The organism is Algoriphagus aquatilis, from assembly GCF_042657405.1.
GTDB lineage: Bacteria > Bacteroidota > Bacteroidia > Cytophagales > Cyclobacteriaceae > Algoriphagus > Algoriphagus aquatilis.
In genome coordinates, this window is record NZ_JBHSKS010000004.1 from 373,345 (window position 1) to 387,498 (window position 14,154).

17 protein-coding genes are annotated in these 14,154 nt (G+C 43.8%); 8 read left to right on the top strand and 9 right to left on the bottom strand.

Annotation, left to right across the window (positions count from 1 at the left end):
- Positions 1-227: 227 nt before the first annotated feature.
- Positions 228-743 carry an FKBP-type peptidyl-prolyl cis-trans isomerase gene (locus tag ACFPIK_RS07885; RefSeq protein ID WP_377913960.1) on the top strand — a complete coding sequence of 172 codons (516 nt, stop codon included), beginning with the start codon at positions 228-230 and terminating at the stop codon, positions 741-743.
- Positions 744-870: 127 nt separating this feature from the next.
- Entirely contained in the window at positions 871-1,377 is a 507-nt protein-coding gene (locus ACFPIK_RS07890; RefSeq protein WP_377913962.1) for a DUF6252 domain-containing protein, read from the top strand.
- Positions 1,378-1,503: 126 nt separating this feature from the next.
- On the opposite strand, the gene ACFPIK_RS07895 is transcribed toward ACFPIK_RS07890, so the two are convergent.
- Positions 1,504-2,334 (bottom strand): hypothetical protein, encoded by an 831-nt coding sequence (locus ACFPIK_RS07895; RefSeq protein ID WP_377913964.1) that lies wholly within the window; start codon positions 2,332-2,334, stop codon positions 1,504-1,506.
- Positions 2,335-2,438: 104 nt separating this feature from the next.
- Positions 2,439-2,912, bottom strand: a complete 474-nt coding sequence (rlmH, locus tag ACFPIK_RS07900; protein WP_377913966.1) for a 23S rRNA (pseudouridine(1915)-N(3))-methyltransferase RlmH — start codon at positions 2,910-2,912, stop codon at positions 2,439-2,441.
- A 178-nt stretch (positions 2,913-3,090) separates the two neighbouring features.
- On the opposite strand from rlmH, the gene ACFPIK_RS07905 reads away from it, so the two are divergent.
- On the top strand, positions 3,091-3,591 hold the full coding sequence (locus tag ACFPIK_RS07905; protein WP_377913968.1) for a fasciclin domain-containing protein: 501 nt from the start codon (positions 3,091-3,093) through the stop codon (positions 3,589-3,591).
- 53 nt (positions 3,592-3,644) lie between these two features.
- Here the strand turns inward: ACFPIK_RS07905 and ACFPIK_RS07910 are convergent, their stop codons facing one another.
- A complete protein-coding gene (locus ACFPIK_RS07910; RefSeq protein ID WP_377913970.1) occupies positions 3,645-4,118 on the bottom strand; it encodes a YcxB family protein in 474 nt (157 codons plus the stop codon).
- 150 nt (positions 4,119-4,268) lie between these two features.
- Here ACFPIK_RS07910 and ACFPIK_RS07915 point away from each other — a divergent pair, with 150 nt between their 5' ends.
- Positions 4,269-4,496, top strand: coding sequence for a hypothetical protein (locus tag ACFPIK_RS07915; RefSeq protein ID WP_377913972.1), 228 nt, complete (start codon positions 4,269-4,271; stop codon positions 4,494-4,496).
- On the opposite strand, the gene ACFPIK_RS07920 is transcribed toward ACFPIK_RS07915, so the two are convergent.
- Both ACFPIK_RS07920 and ACFPIK_RS07925 read right to left on the bottom strand, forming a co-directional pair.
- Positions 4,493-4,906: a Fur family transcriptional regulator gene (locus ACFPIK_RS07920; RefSeq protein WP_377913974.1), complete on the bottom strand. Its 414-nt coding sequence runs from the start codon at positions 4,904-4,906 to the stop codon at positions 4,493-4,495. The two genes, ACFPIK_RS07915 and ACFPIK_RS07920, sit on opposite strands and share 4 nt — an antisense overlap.
- Positions 4,907-4,983: 77 nt before the next feature.
- Positions 4,984-7,467 carry a zinc-dependent metalloprotease gene (locus ACFPIK_RS07925; RefSeq protein WP_377914074.1) on the bottom strand — a complete coding sequence of 828 codons (2,484 nt, stop codon included), beginning with the start codon at positions 7,465-7,467 and terminating at the stop codon, positions 4,984-4,986.
- A 159-nt stretch (positions 7,468-7,626) separates the two neighbouring features.
- On the opposite strand from ACFPIK_RS07925, the gene ACFPIK_RS07930 reads away from it, so the two are divergent.
- On the top strand, positions 7,627-8,745 hold the full coding sequence (locus ACFPIK_RS07930; RefSeq protein WP_377913975.1) for an NAD(P)/FAD-dependent oxidoreductase: 1,119 nt from the start codon (positions 7,627-7,629) through the stop codon (positions 8,743-8,745).
- Here the strand turns inward: ACFPIK_RS07930 and ACFPIK_RS07935 are convergent, their stop codons facing one another.
- Positions 8,746-9,642 (bottom strand): UbiA family prenyltransferase, encoded by an 897-nt coding sequence (locus ACFPIK_RS07935; RefSeq protein ID WP_377913977.1) that lies wholly within the window; start codon positions 9,640-9,642, stop codon positions 8,746-8,748. It abuts the gene before it with no gap.
- A 90-nt stretch (positions 9,643-9,732) separates the two neighbouring features.
- On the opposite strand from ACFPIK_RS07935, the gene ACFPIK_RS07940 reads away from it, so the two are divergent.
- From ACFPIK_RS07940 to ACFPIK_RS07950, 3 genes are read left to right on the top strand one after another with little or no spacing between them, the layout of a single operon-like run.
- Positions 9,733-10,812: a type III polyketide synthase gene (locus tag ACFPIK_RS07940; RefSeq protein WP_377913979.1), complete on the top strand. Its 1,080-nt coding sequence runs from the start codon at positions 9,733-9,735 to the stop codon at positions 10,810-10,812.
- Between the two features lie 35 nt (positions 10,813-10,847).
- Positions 10,848-11,513: a methyltransferase domain-containing protein gene (locus tag ACFPIK_RS07945; protein ID WP_377913981.1), complete on the top strand. Its 666-nt coding sequence runs from the start codon at positions 10,848-10,850 to the stop codon at positions 11,511-11,513.
- A gap of 23 nt (positions 11,514-11,536) precedes the next feature.
- Positions 11,537-12,364, top strand: coding sequence for a mechanosensitive ion channel family protein (locus ACFPIK_RS07950; RefSeq protein ID WP_377913983.1), 828 nt, complete (start codon positions 11,537-11,539; stop codon positions 12,362-12,364).
- Positions 12,365-12,388: 24 nt separating this feature from the next.
- Here ACFPIK_RS07950 and ACFPIK_RS07955 read toward each other — a convergent pair whose 3' ends face one another.
- Genes ACFPIK_RS07955 through ACFPIK_RS07965 form a run of 3 tightly spaced genes read right to left on the bottom strand, consistent with a single transcriptional unit; the run spans position 12,389 to position 14,145 of the window.
- Complete coding sequence (locus ACFPIK_RS07955; protein WP_377913985.1) at positions 12,389-13,066, bottom strand: nitroreductase family protein; 678 nt, start codon at positions 13,064-13,066, stop codon at positions 12,389-12,391.
- A gap of 55 nt (positions 13,067-13,121) precedes the next feature.
- Positions 13,122-13,949, bottom strand: coding sequence for a hypothetical protein (locus tag ACFPIK_RS07960; RefSeq protein ID WP_377913987.1), 828 nt, complete (start codon positions 13,947-13,949; stop codon positions 13,122-13,124).
- Between the two features lie 28 nt (positions 13,950-13,977).
- Entirely contained in the window at positions 13,978-14,145 is a 168-nt protein-coding gene (locus tag ACFPIK_RS07965) for a hypothetical protein (protein WP_377913989.1), read from the bottom strand.
- Between the last annotated feature and the right edge of the window lie 9 nt (positions 14,146-14,154).

Sequence of the window (14,154 nt, forward strand, 5' to 3'; positions counted from 1 at the left end):
GAAATATAACCTTTGGTTAAATTTTAATTGGCTGTCCGTGCACTTTTTTTATTTATTACCTGCAGATCAAACATATGGATACCTTTCTATTGGATTCTTATAGAAAAAGGTAATCACAAAAGCTTTCAGGAAATTCTGAAAATACCGAAAGTAGGTATTGCAAAATGTATAAGATATTTTAACTCCATTCAAAAAAGACCCATTTTTGTGCCTTAAAATTCAGAATAATGAAAGCAGAAAAAGATAAAGTTGTCGCAGTCTCCTATACGCTTATGGTTGATGATGGGGAAAGTGGAAAGGAATTGTTCGAAACGGTATCCGAAAATCAGCCTTTTTATTTCCTCTTTGGGTACCAGAATGTGCTCCCAAAGTTTGAGGAGGCCATCGAAGGAAAGAGTGTTGGAGATACGTTTTCGGTATTTATAGATTTTGAAAATGGCTACGGGGATTACGATGAAAACAAAAAAGTAATCATCCCAAAAGCCAATTTCAAAGAAGATGGAAAGAAGAACAAAGATCTATTGAAAGTGGGAAGCGTCATCCCCATGCAGGATGATAAAGGGAATCAGATGAGAGGAGAAGTTTTGAAAGTGGATTACCTGGGAGTTCACATGGATTTTAATCCTCCTTTGGCTGGTTATGATTTATACTTTGAAGGGAAAGTGCTTGCAGTCCGAGATGCCGAACAGGTAGAATTGGAACATGGCCATGCACATGGTCCTGACGGACATCATCACCACTAATTCCCAATAAGTTCTTTTACTTCGAATGCCCTGTTTCCCGCGAAATAGGGCATTTGTCGTATGGTAGTAGCCATAGAGTAAGCATAGATTTGACCAGTAATATTTCTAATTCTAATCTTTTACTTCTATGAGCATGTGGATTGACATTTTGAGAAAAGCAGCTTTGTTGGGCTTTTTTATCGCATTTATGGCCTGTACCGCGGATGAAGGTCAAGATCCTTCGGGTGCGGCGGAAGAGTTTTCAGGTGAGGTAGCCGGAGTCGGTTCGATTTCTGCATCAAAGGACTTTGACACGATATCCGGGACAAAGATCTCCGCTGCGGGAGCGAGTATTGTAATGATGCAAGGCACAGATAATTCCGGAAAAGGATTTATGCTTAGGATTTCTACCTATAAGGGTACCGGTACTTATGATCTTGGATTCACCAATATTGCCAATACGGCCACTTTTATAGAAGGTACAGCTGCCGGTCAGCAATACAGCACTGCTTACCAGGGTACTTCTGGAAAAATAACTGTTACCGTCGATGATGGGAAACGTATCGAAGGCACCTTTGAGTTTGTAGGAAAGGTGAACAATACCTCTGCCACTCGGAACGTAACCAACGGGAAATTCAAGGTAAACCTTCAATAAGTCGAATCACTCAATGGGTGACTATTGAGTGGTTAGGCCATTTTTTGATATGGCACTTTTCGGCAGTGGGGTGATTGACCGGACAAGTTGCTGATCTCCCCGAATCTGATTCGGGGAGATTTTTGTTCAATTTCGAAGATCGTATCCGTATGTTTTGAATGCCAAGTCGATACTTAGCTCGCGGAGACCTTCGATCCGATCAGCAGGGTACAGCAAATACGCCTTAGATAGCTGATGGACAGCTTGCCCAAATTCCTGGTTGTTGAAATGCACGATGGCGTCATTGTAATACTGCAGGCCTGCGAGTTCTACTAATTTTACTTTTCTGAAAATAGAATTATCAGCCAAGACTAAGCTAGGTCCTGCCAATCTTTGGTTAAAATTCACAGGTGTGGCTTCCTTCTTGGGCAAATATGAACTCAGGTATTTTTCTATTTCTGATGGGGTAGAGATCATCCCTCCTACTGGGAGCGTACTTTCCAAGATCACAGGTTTACCCTCGATAGACACTTGAATGAATACATGGTAATCCGTCTCAATGATGTCATAGGTAAATCCAAATCTCTCCAACAACATACCCAACACTGCAGATCCACTCACACAATCATATCTGCCTTCTGTCAGCATCTTGTTGAAGGAGGAGTGCTGCTCATATTTTTTAAATAGACGCTGATGGGATTTTTGAAAAATAGTTCTCAACAATGAAAGCTGGTCAGGATTTTTTGCCGCTTTTTCATCTATTTCCTTGAGGAGATTCACCCATTTGGTGTCTTCTGAAAGTGATTTGGCATCCAAGGCAGTGAAATAGGGATAAGGATCATTGGGCTTGGCTTTCCAGATATTTTCTTCCGTTTCACTTTCGAAGACCAATTTGTCCAAGTCCAAAACATTATCCTGTGAATAGCCCTCAAGGACAATTCCCAGAAATAAGGTGAAGATCAGACCGGTCAGTTTCATTGTCTATGAAGCGAATGTTATTCAAAGTGAATAAAATTAACAATTAGATAACATTGACAAAAAAAATGACCCAAAACTTAACATGGGGAACATGTTAGGAAGCCTTATTCGTGATGATACGGTTCGTTTCGAAGGATAGTAAATGCCCTATACAGCTGTTCGATGAAAAACGGACGGATCATTTGGTGAGAAAAAGTCATCTTGGAAAGAGAAATTTTTCCATTTGCTCTTCCGTACACTGCATCCGAGAATCCATAAGGTCCGCCAATGACAAATACCAATTGTCGGAGACCTGAATTCATTTTTTTCTGCAAATACTCTGAAAATTCAACGGAACTGAAGTTTTTTCCACGTTCATCCAATAGAATCAATTCGTCCGAAGGGATCAGTTTTTTTAGAATCAGCTCTCCCTCTTTTTCTTTTTGAATGGACTCGGACAGTGATTTGGTGTTTTTGAGATCCGGAATGATTTCCAGTTCAAATCGGATGTAATACCCCAATCGGTCACTATATTCTGAAATGAGTTCCAAAATGGCTTTGTGATCCGTCTTTCCTATGGCTAACAGTTTGATTTGCATGGGCTAAATATCCGAAAAGTGCTTTTGCGAAGGGGGATTTAGCAGACTTTTTTCCATTAATCCCCTTCAGACCCCGCAGTTACATCAAATTTTCCTTTGGTACTTCTTAGCTGAAAATGGGCAAACATTACTGATAAACAGTCTGTTCGAAGCACATAAACCAAAATTATTACTACCCATGAAAAAAGTACTCTCTCTCGTGATGGTGATGACGATCTTCTTCGCTTCTGCCTTCACACCAAAAACCACCTCTGTACATGAAGTTGATGCAGACATTGTTGACTTGGCTGTATCCACTGAGTTTTTGTCCACTTTGGTAGCTGCTGTCAAAGCGGGTGACCTTGTGGGTGTCCTCAAAGGTGACGGACCTTTCACCGTATTTGCTCCGACTAATGAGGCATTTGCCAAATTGCCAGCAGGTACTGTTGAAAACCTCCTCAAACCGGAAAACAAAGCCCAATTGGTAGCAGTCCTTACCTACCATGTGGTCCCGGGAAAAGTGTTGTCCTCTGACCTCAAAAACGGAATGAAGGCAAAAACTGCTCAAGGCAGTGAAATTACCATTACCCTGAAGGATGGCAAAGCAATGGTGAATAATGCGACCATAACCGCTGCCGACATTCAGGCTAGCAATGGTGTAGTTCACGTGATTGACACCGTGATCTTACCAAAGATGTAAACCCAAATCTTCCAGTAAAAAAGAAGCCCGCTGTACATTGCAGCGGTCTTCTTTTATTTGATGAGTTCTTTTCTTTTGAGAATAGCCTCCAAGAATTTTTTGTCATTGTCTGAATTAAAAATTCGAAAAGGGAGGTGAATGAATTGTGCTTTGGAAAGATAGAGTACAAAGGCGTCTTTGGTCATTTCTACTTTCTTGATCATATTCCACTGAACAGGCATGCCTTCGCGGACGTTGATCTTCATCAAAATCTGTCGGCTATCAATTTCATAGGCCATCTTTTGGAAGATGGGTTTGTTTTGCTCCATCTGAGTCACTCCTGTAAATTGGATTGCCCAAAAGAGCACATACAAGCCATAGGCGATCAAAGCTCCGATAAACCACCAAATGGATGCGATCCAAAAGTAGCCACAGCAAATTGCCAAGGCGATCAAGATGACCCACCACTGTTCCTTCAGGATAGATACCAATCCCATTTTGATGTAAGTTCCGGTTTCCAGCTGGTATTTTTTGGTTTTAATGATCATGAGTCAGGATTTTGAGTGCGCAAATATCCACCTATCCCGGAGATTAAGCAAACGGATACCAATCAATAATGTGGACACAGATAGAAAACAAATCAAAAAACCATTGACTAAAACTAGAGATTGCTCTATCTTAAGTTTAAATTTTTGGTGATGAATAGTTTACTGATTGATTTGATAGTGTGTGGCTTGGCTTATGTCATTACAGTGTATTTCATAGCTACAATGACTAAAAATTCCCTGAATAAAGGAAAAGGTGGAGATGAGGGTGACGGAGGGATAGAGAAAATCACACCACCAAAAATCGATTTACCGCCTGGGGTCATCTGGCCCTCAGAAGCACCTAAAAAATCAAATCGCCCTGAGCCAATGGAAGTTTAGTGGCATTTTTCACATACTCCCTGCACCAGTAGATTCATTTCCTTTTTCTCAAATCCCTTGGGTAGTTTGATCTGAGGCAAAGTAATATCTTCCAGACAGGTAGTTTCTCCACATTTTTCGCACTTGAAATGTACATGTTCGTGGCTATGGGTATGTTCAGATTCCCCATGAGCACAAAGCGCATACTTCGTGGCCCCACTATCATCCAGTACTTTGTGAATCAAATCTTTATCTAAAAAAGTCTTGAGCGTCCTGTAGATTGTCACTCGGTCAAACTGATTGTTGAGCGTCTCCTCCAAGTCTGCATGGGAAAGCGCTATATTTTTATTTAAAAATTCCTGAATGATCTCCAGACGGCAATCGGTGATTCGAAGCTTGTGAGATTGTAGGATGGAATTGGGATTAGTCATACGGGTCTTTTGCTATTCCAAATTAACTCAAAAAATAGAAGTGAAAAAAAAGGCGCCGATATTGGCGCCCTTTTCGATTAATCTCCTGAAGTCTCTTTCAAGATTTTGTTGATTCTTTCCAAAGCATCTTCGAGGTGAAGTTTGCTCATACGGTCAGAAGTTCTTCCGATAGCTCCTCTGATTTGATTTTGAAGTGTTTTCAATTCACCTCTAGCAATTGGTCTGATATCAGACTGTGCCGCATTAAGCTGTGGACCAGCAAAAGCTCTGAATTGAGCAGGCAGCTGTGCCACACTTCCTGTAAGCAATAATTCCAATCGCTCAATGTGTGCTCTCTGCAAGGCTCTGCGGTGAACATCGATGGTTCTACCCGCAGCTAGTTCAGTCCAAATGCCTTTTCTCAAGTCATCAAACAGCTCGGTGATCTTGTAGGCATTGTTTCCATTGAGGGCTTCATTTTCGATCACTCTACCTAGTCTGCCCCATTCAAGGATGCCATTTAGGGTAGTAACTTGAATGCCTCGGATTCTTTCCAATGCACCAAAGTCTCCTATTCTGGCAATGATTGCCTCATCCATCAGCCAGCTTGGAGTTGCGAAAAGCTGCTTATTCAAGAAGTCCACTGCTGACTTTTGCATTTCCTTGGAGGTGTGGGTATAGACAGCTTCATTTTGTCCCGCAGACTTGTAGACTTCCATGACACCGCCGACGTTGGTTCTCACATGGCCCATGTATCGGTTAAACTGCCCGATGACCTGTCCATACATTTCTTCCAAGTCAGCATAGTTTTTATAAGGCTTGTCTTTTTCGCTGGTCCATTCCATCAGGTTTGGCATGATGCGCTTCAGGTTTTTGATCCCGTATTCGGATGCAAGCATGGCATTGTCACCCAAATCTTCAGATTGCGTCGTAGGGTCGTAGCTGTTGCCTTGACGACCGTAGCGGTACACAGGATCACCTTTTTTCTCCACGATCCACTTGTCCAAGGTTGGCAGCTCATCTTCAGGTGTCTTGGCATCCAGAATAGGCTTGTAACCCCACATGATGGCATACTTGTCATATGGCCCTACATCGGGCATCAGGCTAACGCCTTTGTCTTCCGGTTGGGCGACATAGTTAAAACGCGCGTAGTCCATGATTGAGGGTGCTGTTCCAAATTCCTTCGTAAAGGCCGGATCTCTCAGCTTTTCTACTGGATAAGCTACCGAAGAGGCAAAGTTGTGAGGCAGACCCAAGGTATGTCCCACTTCGTGAGCGGATACAAATCGAATCAATCTACCCATCACTTCGTCGTCAAATTTTACACTTCTCGCGTCAGGATTTACAGCAGCCGTCTGGATGAAGAACCAGTTTCTCAAAAGGTTCATCACATTGTGGTACCATCCGATATCAGACTCGATGATTTCACCTGATCTAGGATCAGATACGTGAGGTCCGTAAGCATTTTGAATATCAGATGCGAAATATCTGATTACGGAGTATCTCGCATCTTCAGGGCTCCAGGTAGGATCTTCTTCTGGACTTGGAGCTTCTTTGGCAATGATGGCATTTTTAAAACCTGCTGCCTCAAAGGCTTTCTGCCAGTCTTCGACTCCTTGCTTCAAAAATGGCACCCACTTCTTAGGCGTAGCAGGATCGATGTAGTATACGATCGGCTGCTTGGGCTCCACTAATTCCCCACGCTTAAACTTCTCCTCATCGCCAGGTTTCACTTCCAATCTCCATCTGTCAAGGTACCTTCTCGATGTGGCACGCTGCTCGTCTGCACCATAATCCACGTAGGATCTGGCAAACCAACCTACACGCTGATCGGCAAGACGCTGCTTCATCGGCTCCTTTGGAAGGAGGATCATGGAGGCATTCATCTCCAAGGTGATCAATCCCGTCACGCTGTTTGACGGAGGCTCTGAAGCTGCATAGGTAAGTACATACCTAGCTTCGATATTGATCGGATAGGTATGAATGTGCTGGATAAACGAACGCTCATTATCCAGTCGAGTGATACGATACTCAGTTCTTCGATTTCGCTGAATACCAAGGGCTTGGTTGTCTTTAGTAAATAGATCTGTTGCCTCGATCACGGTTCCTGTAGAATCTGTTCCTCTGGATTTGATGGCAAACTTCTGAAGAATGGGCTCTAGGTTGGAGGCCTTTACGGCCATGGAGATCGGTAAGGAGTCAGCAGCGTAGTTGTTGACAGAGACTACTTTAAGAAGGATGTCATCCTGATTTTTCTCCCACCGTACCATCAGGTTGGTGGTGTTTTCACCACCATATCCGATGCCGTCAGCAGTTTTGGCGATTCTCACCACCATCAGCATGTCACGGCCTAGTAGGGAATCAGGGATTTCGTAAAAGTATTTGTCTTCGATTTGGTGCACCTTGAAAAGTCCTGCTTTGCTTTTTGCTTTAGCTGTGATGACTTCTTTGTACGGTTTTGGTCCGTTGGCGGGTGCTTGTGGTCGGGCAGGTGTGGCAGGAGCAGCGGCAGCGGGAGTTTCAGCACCTTTTTTCTTTTTTTTCTGTGCGAAAGAGTCCTCTGCCTGAAGCAACGCACCCATTAGACCTAATACAAAGGTGGTTCTCCTTAGTAATTTGGGTAGGGTTTTGTTCATAGCTTTCAAATTTGATTAAGAAATAAAGTAACTTCCAAAGCGTGGGATAAGGGAGATGTAAAACTTATTTTTTGATAAGCGGTTGCATCATAAAATCAAAGGCACTTGGACAAGCAAAAAAGAGAAGTGATCGTCATCGGTGGAGGGCTTGCAGGATTGGTATCCTCCTTACTTTTGGCCAAAGACGGACACAAAGTACTACTGATTGAAAAGAAAGTTTATCCTTTTCATCGGGTCTGCGGCGAGTATGTTTCCAATGAAGTTCTAGACTTTTTAACCAGGAGTGGCCTTTTGCCTGATTTTTTAGAGCTTCCGCAAATCAGCCAATTTCAATTTTCGGACACCAAGGGTCAGACTGTTCGCATTCCTCTTGATTTAGGAGGCTTTGGCATTAGCCGATACGTCATGGATGAATGGCTTTATCAGCTTGCCTTGGAAGAGGGGGTGGAAGTCAAAACAGGAATTCAGGTAAGTGATTTGACTTTTGATCCTGCCTCTGACCTATTTCAGGTTCAGCTATCTGATTTTTCTACCATCACAGCAAAGTATGTTTTGGGGGCTTTTGGAAAAAGAAGCAAATTGGACAAGGTGCTCAAGCGCAAGTTTTTCTTTGAGCGAAGTCCCTACATCGGGGTGAAGTATCATGTGAAAACTGACTTTGACCGCGAAACAGTAGCTCTTCATAATTTCGATGGAGGGTATTGCGGGATCAACGCCATCGAATCCGGCAAATTCAACCTCTGCTATCTTGGTAGTAGGGATCAGCTCCGCACCTACGGTTCGATCGAGGAGATGGAGCGTGAGGTCCTTTGGAAAAACCCGATCCTCAAGCACATTTTTCAGGAGAGTGAATTTTTATTTGAAAAACCTGAGGTCATCAATGAAATCAATTTTGAGCCCAAGCAACCAGTAGAAAATCACGTGCTCATGATCGGTGACACCGCCGGATTGATCACCCCGCTCTGTGGCAATGGCATGGCCATGGCGATTCACTCTGCCAAGCTTGCCGTGGAAGCACTTACCCAAGGTGACTCACGGATTGAAGTAGAGCAGCTGTATTCCAAAAAATGGAATGCACATTTTCGACGGAGATTGGCCGTGGGACGGACAGTCCAAAAGCTCTTTGGTTCAGGTCGAGGGTCGGTGCTGGCCCGAGGACTTATCCAATATGTTCCCTTCGCAGCCAATCTGATTATGAGAAATACACACGGTCAGCCTTTTTGATCAGTACCCGAAGACCTGAAGGATCTGGGTATTTTCCAGAAAGTAATAAATAAAGAAAGCGTTGAGTGAAATAGCAGACAGGGCATTCATCCCCATGGCCCAGCTGTAGGAGGCATATTTTTCAGGATTGGTCCGAACAAAACCAAACCAAACCAGAAAAAACAACAGGATTGGAGCCATTGCCCCAAGGTAAATCCAGAGGATAGGGGTCTGTCCTCTGTCCAAAAAATACCAGACAAATGCAGCTCCGGTAAGGGCAAAGAAGAAACTTGAAAATGCAAAAGTACCTTGGATCCCCAAGGTTCTGCTCAACGTTTGGTCTCCTCTACGAGCATCTTCCCGATGCTGATAGACCTGGGTCAAGGGATAATTGCCCCAAAGCATCAAGCTGGTCAACAGGCCCGGGATGAGCACATGGGGCTTGAAGATTACTTCCCAACCCAATTCACTCAAGCCTGCATAGGCCATGGCAAAGGTGAAATAACCTTGAAAAAGTCCTGCGATCACCCAACTGGTCCAAGGATATTTTTTGATCCGGATGGAGGGATGACTATAAGCCATGCTTACCAAACCATAGACGGCGAGCATGCTGGCAAAAAACCAACTGATCCATGCTCCCAAAAGCAAGGCGATCACAAAAAAAACCTGTGCCAGCCAATATAAATCTGGAGTCACTTTGGGAGGAAATTTCAATCCTCCGATACTCTCCTCATCCCGATCAAAATAACTGTTGTACCCATTGCTACTGGGATACAAAAACAAGTGCAGGGCAATAAAGACCAAAGCCAATCGCATTTCGTTGAGATTGGGGGTCAGGGCCAGCGCAAAAAAGAAAACAGGCATCAGGAAAAATGAAAACGGAATGCGAAGATGTTTGATACTGGAGCGCGTGATCATAGCGGAGTTGGATTGGGTACTTAACCTTATTGGATAGAAAGGGTTGTGAGTATACAGACCAAATTAGAAATATTCCCCTAACTTGAATTAATGAATTCCAGCATTGTTAGCATTGGCATCTCCTATCCGGGAAAGCCGATTTCTCAGTCCGAAATATCCCGATTTATGCAGATGGCGCATCAGCTGGATGATTTGGAAAGCCGAAAGCTTCAATTTTTTTATCGGATTTCCGGAATTGATTTTCGCCATAGTGTCTTGGAAGATTTTGAGAAAAAAGAACCCAACGATTTTTCCTTTTTCCCCAAGTCAAAAGATCTAAACCCATTCCCTGGGACCAAGGCCCGGATGGAAGTGTTTCAAATAGAAGCACCTCGCTTAGCTTTGAAAGCTTCTCAATCCGCTTTGAATCAGGCAAAAGTTCCAGCTCATGAAGTTACCCATCTGGTGTTGGTCTCCTGCACCGGAATGGTCGCTCCGGGAGTGGAGCTGGACTTGGTACAGCACTTGGGTCTTGATGATTCGGTGGAGCGGTATTGCATTCATTTTATGGGCTGTTATGCTGCATTCACAGGATTGAAGCTTGCTGACAAAATCCTGAAAGCGCAGCCTGAGGCCAAAGTCCTGGTCGTGGCGGTGGAGCTTTGCACCCTTCATTTTCAGAAAGAATACACCGAAGACAACCTCCTCGCCAACTCGCTTTTTGGAGATGGGGCTGCAGCTGCCTTGGTCATGAGATCGGACCAGGGTTTGGTGATTAAAAACTACCTGAGTCAGATCCTGCGCGAAGGAGAAAAAGACATGGCTTGGGGCATTGGTGATTTTGGGTTTGAGATGAGGCTGAGCCAGTACATTCCTGCGCTTTTGGATCAGGGTATAAATAAATTGAAAGGTGCTTTTGAAGCGAAGTTTGGTCTCTCTCAGATTACCCAATTTGCCATTCATCCGGGGGGAAAGCAGATTTTGCAGAAAGTTCAAGAGGCTTTTGACCTACCTCCTGAAGTGAACAGGCATTCGATGGATGTCTTGAGAAATTTCGGGAACATGTCCTCTGTCAGTATTTTGTTTGTTTTGGAGAAAGTAATGAAGGACAATGCCATCAAGGGGGATTTATTAGCCATGGGCTTTGGACCTGGTTTGACTTTGGAAACACTCTTACTGGATAAGCGATGAGTATTTTTTCCCAAAGAAGTACGGAAAAGGAAATCATGGACGATCTGGACTGCTCAGGTCCTGTCCTAGAGCAGACCCTTCGAGAACTCAAAACCATCAATCGATGGCTGGGAGGAAATCACGTCACCACATTGGGACTGACCCAACTTATTCGCGAAAATCCCCAAAAGCACTACGAAATCACAGACATCGGTTGTGGTGGAGGAGATATGATCCGAGTCATGAGCAGGTGGGCTCAAAAGCATGAAATCCCGGCCCAATTTACCGGAATCGATGCCAACGGGAACATTATTGAATTTGCCAAGGTTAGACAAAGTGACCTGCCTGCCATCAGGTGGAGGGTTCAGAATGTCTTCGAACCCGAATTTGCTGCCGAAAAGACGGATCTAATTACCTGTACGTTATTTACCCACCATTTCACAGATGTGGAATTGAAGGAGCTTTTGAAAGCGATGAAATCAAAGGCCCGATTGGGGATCGTGATCAATGACCTGCATCGTCACCGCCTTGCCTATTACAGCATCAAGTGGCTGACCAAGCTCTTCAGCAGATCACCTATGGTACAAAATGATGCTCCGCTGTCTGTGTTGAGAAGTTTTTCCAAAACCGATTGGGAAAGAGTCCTTAAAGGCGCTGGCATTCAGCGGTTCCAAATTCGCTGGTTTTGGGCATTCAGATGGCAGGTCATCGTACGTTTTTAGGATTTAAACCAAAGCAATAACTAATGGAACTATCACCGGAAACAGTGAAAACCCTTTGGGATGAAGGCATTCAATTGGCCTACAAAATCATTCCCACATTGATATATGCTCTTCTTTTTTACCTAATCGGTCGTTTTTTCGTCCGTAAGCTCCTCAAAGGATTTGAGCTGATTTTGGAAAAAAGAGAAGCCAATCCTTCGCTAAATAGTTTTTTGGTAGGATTGGTGAAAGCCTTGCTTTACGTATCTCTATTTATTGGAGTGGCGACGATTTTGGGAGTGCCGATGTCTTCATTCTTTGCCATTCTCGGAGCAGCAGGTTTGGCGATAGGCTTGGCATTGCAGGGCTCTCTTTCCAATTTTGCCGGAGGAGTTCTGATCTTATTGTTTAAGCCATTCCAAGTTGGGGATGCGATCAATGGTCGCGGATTTACTGGTGTAGTAAGAAAAATAGACATCCTCTATACCCACTTGACCACTTTTGACAATCAGGAAGTAATCATTCCCAACGGAGCTTTGGCCAACTCAGAAGTGGTCAATCTCAACTCCCAACCCACACGCAGAGTCGAAATCAAGGTTGGTGTGTCATACAGCTCAGACCTTAAAGTAGTCAGAGAGACTATCCTGGCTTTGTTGTTAGAGGATTCGCGGATTTTGACTGATCCTCAGCCGGTGGTATGGCTCAATAATTTTGGCGATAGTTCACTGGATTTGGTGATTAGAGTTTGGACTCAGACGGAAAACCTGTGGCCGGTTTACTTTGAGACTATGGAAAAAATCAACAACACGTTCCGAGAAAAGAACATCGAGATTCCTTTCCCGCAGCGCGTGATCAATCAAAAAGGCGATTAACTCAATTCACCCTTTCAAGCTTTTTTAATACTTCTTGAGCACCTCATGTAAAGGTTTTCTTTCCAAATCAGGCACAAAAGCATTTTTCTTGGGATAGCCTACCGGTAAAAGCAAGTAGGGGCGTTCATTCTCTGGGCGCCCCAGTATTTTACTTAGAAAATTCATGGGGCTTGGCGTGTGTGTAACGGTCACCAAACCGGCCAAATGAATGGCCGAGATCAACATGCCGCAGGCTATTCCTACGGATTCGTTGACATAGTAGTGTTGGGATTTGACCCCATTTTCCAAGCCGTAAGATTGCTTGAAAACCGCGATCAGGTATGGCGCTTCTTCCAGAAAAGGTTTTTGCCAGTCAGTAGCCAGAGGTTTTAAATCTTGCTTCCAATCTTCAGGCATTCGTTCAGAATAGCTGATTCGTTCCTCTTCTTCGGCAGCTATCCGAATTTGTTTTTTGATTTCGGGATCAGAAATCATACAAAAAGTCCAAGGCTGCTTGTGTGCCCCTGAAGGAGCTGTGGCTGCGGTACGAATGATGTTTTCGATGATTTCCTCGGGGACCATTCGGGAGTCTATCGCTCTTACAGTCCTCCTTTTGTTCATTTTTTCGAAGAAAGAAAAAGCATTTACACGCATTTCATCCTCGGTGAGCTGATTGAATGGTAACCTGACATGAGGAAACCCATTGATTTCTATTTTTTCCATATTAAAAAAGGCTACCCCGAAAGATAGCCTTTACTTGATTTCCGAAAAAAACGACTTAGTCTAAAGTCATCTCTTTCACTCCACCGGGATAGGTAATGGTGAGTTTTTTATCACATTCTCCAGTACCATAGTCAACGGTGAAAACAAAAGACAAATAGCTAAAATTGATTTTTCCCTTGTTGGGGATCGAAATGCCTGATTCTACACAGGATTGGGTCACTATGAGTGGCTCTGAAATAGAAGCAGTGTAGGAGATTCCAGTCTTGCTCGTGCCACTGCCAGTGCCTGTTACAGATGCCTGATATCCCGAAGAGCCAAGGGTTATTTTTCTAACCTGATCGGTGATGAAAGAGGATACTTTTCCGTCAGGCCAGGTGACTTTGCCATTCTGGATTTTAACAGCCAGCGTGATTTCAAAATTCTGAATGTTGATGCCTGTATTGGTGATGGTGCGGGTACCTTCCACTTTGAGTCCGTTGACTTCGTAGCCTTGGAAAGTGGTAACCACGCTAGATCCGGGAATTAAGAAGCTGCCTGTATAGGTGAAAATGACTTTGCCTTTTCTGGTGATTCCATTAGAGGTACAACCTGAGCCAAATTCAAGAGTAATTTTTTTACCTGCTGTGTCGTGATTGAGTGTGGCAGTAGAGCAAATAGATCCATTGGCTATAGTAGTAGTTCGAAATCCAAGGCCGCTCGCTTCCAGAGACTTTAAGGTGAGATTGTCCAAGTCTTCCAAGACGGTGTTGACCTCAAATTCATCTTCCACCAAAGACAAATCTGGTTCCGGCAGGATGGAGTCGAGTCCTTCGTTACAGGAAAATAATGCAAACGTGATAAAGGATAAGACGACAAGTGGTCTAAATAATCGGGTCGTATTCATAGAGATAGAAGTTAAAAGTAGATCAAATCTACTCTTTATTTTCAGGTTTGGCAGGCCGGAAAACCTGTTTTTTTGACTTTCCTCCCACACAGCCGATGTTTTGCGTGAGGGGAATGTCCGTGGGCATTATCCCAAAACCTTCACTGAAATCCCATTCTTCCACGATAGGTTCTTGAGGTAGTTTCTTCTTTTTCATAGCACATCC

Bases quoted from the DNA above. Each gene is read 5' to 3' on its own strand.
- ACFPIK_RS07885 (WP_377913960.1), top strand. From the start codon at position 228: ATGAAAGCAGAAAAAGATAAAGTTGTCGCAGTCTCCTATACGCTTATG.
- ACFPIK_RS07890 (WP_377913962.1), top strand. From the start codon at position 871: ATGAGCATGTGGATTGACATTTTGAGAAAAGCAGCTTTGTTGGGCTTT.
- ACFPIK_RS07895 (WP_377913964.1), bottom strand. From the start codon at position 2,334: ATGAAACTGACCGGTCTGATCTTCACCTTATTTCTGGGAATTGTCCTT.
- rlmH (WP_377913966.1), bottom strand. From the start codon at position 2,912: ATGCAAATCAAACTGTTAGCCATAGGAAAGACGGATCACAAAGCCATT.
- ACFPIK_RS07905 (WP_377913968.1), top strand. From the start codon at position 3,091: ATGAAAAAAGTACTCTCTCTCGTGATGGTGATGACGATCTTCTTCGCT.
- ACFPIK_RS07910 (WP_377913970.1), bottom strand. From the start codon at position 4,118: ATGATCATTAAAACCAAAAAATACCAGCTGGAAACCGGAACTTACATC.
- ACFPIK_RS07915 (WP_377913972.1), top strand. From the start codon at position 4,269: ATGAATAGTTTACTGATTGATTTGATAGTGTGTGGCTTGGCTTATGTC.
- ACFPIK_RS07920 (WP_377913974.1), bottom strand. From the start codon at position 4,906: ATGACTAATCCCAATTCCATCCTACAATCTCACAAGCTTCGAATCACC.
- ACFPIK_RS07925 (WP_377914074.1), bottom strand. From the start codon at position 7,467: ATGGGTGCGTTGCTTCAGGCAGAGGACTCTTTCGCACAGAAAAAAAAG.
- ACFPIK_RS07935 (WP_377913977.1), bottom strand. From the start codon at position 9,642: ATGATCACGCGCTCCAGTATCAAACATCTTCGCATTCCGTTTTCATTT.
- ACFPIK_RS07940 (WP_377913979.1), top strand. From the start codon at position 9,733: ATGAATTCCAGCATTGTTAGCATTGGCATCTCCTATCCGGGAAAGCCG.
- ACFPIK_RS07945 (WP_377913981.1), top strand. From the start codon at position 10,848: ATGGACGATCTGGACTGCTCAGGTCCTGTCCTAGAGCAGACCCTTCGA.
- ACFPIK_RS07950 (WP_377913983.1), top strand. From the start codon at position 11,537: ATGGAACTATCACCGGAAACAGTGAAAACCCTTTGGGATGAAGGCATT.
- ACFPIK_RS07955 (WP_377913985.1), bottom strand. From the start codon at position 13,066: ATGGAAAAAATAGAAATCAATGGGTTTCCTCATGTCAGGTTACCATTC.
- ACFPIK_RS07960 (WP_377913987.1), bottom strand. From the start codon at position 13,949: ATGAATACGACCCGATTATTTAGACCACTTGTCGTCTTATCCTTTATC.
- ACFPIK_RS07965 (WP_377913989.1), bottom strand. From the start codon at position 14,145: ATGAAAAAGAAGAAACTACCTCAAGAACCTATCGTGGAAGAATGGGAT.